Source organism: Robinsoniella sp. (assembly GCF_034124845.1).
In genome coordinates this window covers 1-2,945 of the sequence record NZ_JAWYAJ010000384.1, presented here as the reverse complement: position 1 = coordinate 2,945, position 2,945 = coordinate 1, and the positions used below count along the sequence as shown (strand labels likewise).

General features: G+C 43.4%; 3 protein-coding genes and 1 pseudogene. 1 reads left to right on the top strand and 3 read right to left on the bottom strand.

The window, feature by feature from the left end; genetic code table 11:
* Positions 1-1,324, top strand: a 1,324-nt coding sequence (locus tag ACH2DQ_RS19235) for an FAD-dependent oxidoreductase (RefSeq protein WP_395027891.1), incomplete at its 5' end; no start/stop codon positions are given.
* A gap of 43 nt (positions 1,325-1,367) precedes the next feature.
* Here ACH2DQ_RS19235 and ACH2DQ_RS19230 read toward each other — a convergent pair.
* The 3 genes and pseudogenes from ACH2DQ_RS19230 to ACH2DQ_RS19220 form a co-directional block, all read right to left on the bottom strand.
* Entirely contained in the window at positions 1,368-2,042 is a 675-nt protein-coding gene (locus ACH2DQ_RS19230) for a YitT family protein (protein ID WP_394911818.1), read from the bottom strand.
* Between the two features lie 11 nt (positions 2,043-2,053).
* A complete protein-coding gene (locus ACH2DQ_RS19225; protein ID WP_394911819.1) occupies positions 2,054-2,473 on the bottom strand; it encodes a MarR family winged helix-turn-helix transcriptional regulator in 420 nt (139 codons plus the stop codon).
* Positions 2,474-2,607: 134 nt separating this feature from the next.
* Positions 2,608-2,945 (bottom strand): annotated as a pseudogene (locus ACH2DQ_RS19220) (LysR family transcriptional regulator); the annotation flags it as partial.

Below are 2,945 nucleotides of genomic sequence, written 5' to 3'. Positions count from 1 at the left end.
AATAGAAGTCCTGCAGGCTGTAAGAAATGCAGTGGGACAGGGATTCCCTATCGAATTTCGCATGAGTGGATCCGAACTGTTTGACGGGGGATATGATCTGTCGGAAGGTATCCGTATTGCACAGAAGATTGCACCTTACATTGATCTGCTCCATGTGTCCGCCGGGACATATCAGAAAGGATTTGGGGATACCCATCCTTCCATGTTCCGGGAACACGGCTGCAATGTATATCTGGCAGCTGAGATCAAGAAACATGTAACAGTACCCGTGGCAACTCTGGGTGGATTAAACAGTCCGGAACAGATGGAAGAAATAATCGCCAGTGGTAAAGCAGATATTGTCTATATGGCAAGAGCGCTGCTTGCAGATCCGTACCTGCCTAGAAAGGTTATGGAAAACCGGGAGGAAGAAATCGTACACTGCCTGCGCTGTTTTACCTGTATGGCTGAACGTGCGGCTACATCCACCAGAAGGTGTACCGTAAATCCGCTGATCGGCCGGGAACTGGATGGCACCGACATACTGCCTGCTCCTGCAAAGAAAAAAGTTCTGGTAGCAGGAGGCGGTCCAGGCGGCCTGTATGCCGCCTATACAGCAGCCCGTCGTGGACACCAGGTTATTCTCTGTGAAAAAGACAGTGCACTGGGTGGTATATTAAAGAGTGAACAGGCAATTCCTTTTAAAAAAGAAATGTATCAGCTGGCAGGTACCTACGCCTTACTGGCTGAAAAAGCCGGAGTGGAAATTCGTCTGAATACAGAAATAACAAAAGAATATGCAGAAAAAGAAGACGCGGATGCATTAATTATTGCAGTCGGTTCTACTCCCCTGATACCGCCAATCCCTGGATTAGACGGGGAAAATGTAGTTGTGGTTAACCACTATTATGAAGAAAAGGACAGGGTTACCAATGATGTAGTTGTGTTTGGCGGCGGCCTGGCCGGATGTGAATGTGCCGTGCATCTTGGAATGGAGGGTAAGCGGGTTCATCTGGTAGAAATGAGAGATGAGCTTGCGCCCGACGCAAACATAAGACACCGCCCTCTTCTTCTGAATGAGGTGGCGAAGTATGTTACCGTACATACCGGATACAAGGGAAACAAAGTAACCAAACAGGGGATATATTGCGAAGACCGGGAAGGAAAAGAACAATTTGTACCAGGAACTACGGTAATTTGTGCCCTGGGACAGCGTTCCAGAACAAACGAGGTCAACGAACTGCGGGATGGAGCGCCATATGCTGCCGTGATTGGAGACGCAGCCAAGGTATCCACCATCACCAACGCGGTTTATTGGGGATACCACGCAGCATTAAATATTTGACAAATAATAAATCTTAAAAACAAAGTAAGCCGGAATATGGCAGTTAATCATATTCCGGGCTTACTTTATTTTTGGTTTCTTCATCGTGGAATAGAATAGGCTTGATAAAGGATAAATGCTTACCCAGCAGCCGTGCAATGAATCCAACCAGAAATGCTGCAATAACCGTGCCCTCTCTGACTCCTTCCAGACGATGGGCTAACACCAGTGACAGAAGTCCGGCAATCAACGTCATGGATACATCAAAGATCATTTTTGTTGTTCCAAAGTCTGTATTCCAGGTCGTAACTACCGCCCTTACAAATGATTCTCCCGGAAGCATGGCAACATTGGCAAGGACCTCCAGATATACCCCAAATCCAAGAACGACACATCCCAGGAGCAGATAAACGATTTTTGTAAGATAAAACTGTGGTTGAATGGAACTGAGAAGAAGCATGGTAAAATCAATAAAATAACCAAATAAAAATGAGATCGGAACCTGTAATACATGTTCCGGCTTAAAGTTCTTCCTAAGTATGATGAACTGCAGAATGATAAGTAAAATACTAAAATATATGGTGAACTCCCCAAGTGTCAGCGAAAAATTCAGGCTCCCTACATAAGGGATGGATGAAATCGGTGATGTCCCCAGATTTGCTTTTGTAACCAGACTGACCCCAAGGGAATTGATGAAGAGTCCAGCCAGAAAAATAAGATAACGTTTACACTTTTCCATAAGTACAGTGATTACTCCTTTACCATATTATCATATATTTTAATAAAGGTTTTCATAAACTGTGTTCGTTCATCCTGGGTGATTCCCTGAAATGCCTTATCTTCCAGTGAGCGAAAAGACTGTTCCACAGCGGATTGAAATTCCTGTCCGGTTTCTGTCAAAAATATGTGCAGAGACCGCCGGTTCCCATTTAACATTCTGCGTTCAATAATCTCTTTTTCTTCCATGCGGTTCAAGACCGAGGTGAGCGATGCAGCCTCTATATGGCAGCCGGATGCAATATCTTTCTGGCTGGCACCATTGTGATCCTTTAAATAATCAAGTACCTTTGGCTGTCCCAGGGTTAAACCGGTATCCGTTAATTCTGTAAGCAGCTTTTTCTGTAATAATGCCTGGTTTGCCATTAGTAAATAATGATACGATATTTCCAAAATTGTTCCTCCTTAAGTATAATTGATCGATAAACAAACAATTAGAATCCTAATTATTATAATGCTAATAATTAGGATTCTAATTAAATTACCGTATTATATTAACCCTTAAATTGTGCTGTGTCAATAGGCGATTAAAAATCTGAATTTAATTGTTCCTGCAAAACACCAATAAATTTTTCGGCTGGTTTGGAAAATATCTGATACTTTTTCCATATCATACTCATTTCTTCCTCCAGCCTGGGAATCAGCGGCCGAAAGCAAAGGCTGCTGTTTCCTGTTGTATTAATAATTTTGTCAAAGCCTATGGCGTATCCCAGTCCCTCGTCAACCAGCAGTGAGGCATTAAACAGAAGATTATAAGTAGCCACAATGTTCAATTCTGTAGTCTGTCGTTTCAGCCACTGGGTTAACATACCACCTTTATTTTCCTGCTGGGAGATAATGAGCGGTTTATCCCATAAGTCCTCCG

Coding starts and splice junctions, on each gene's coding strand:
- ACH2DQ_RS19230 (WP_394911818.1), bottom strand. CDS start 2,042: ATGGAAAAGTGTAAACGTTATCTTATTTTTCTGGCTGGACTCTTCATC.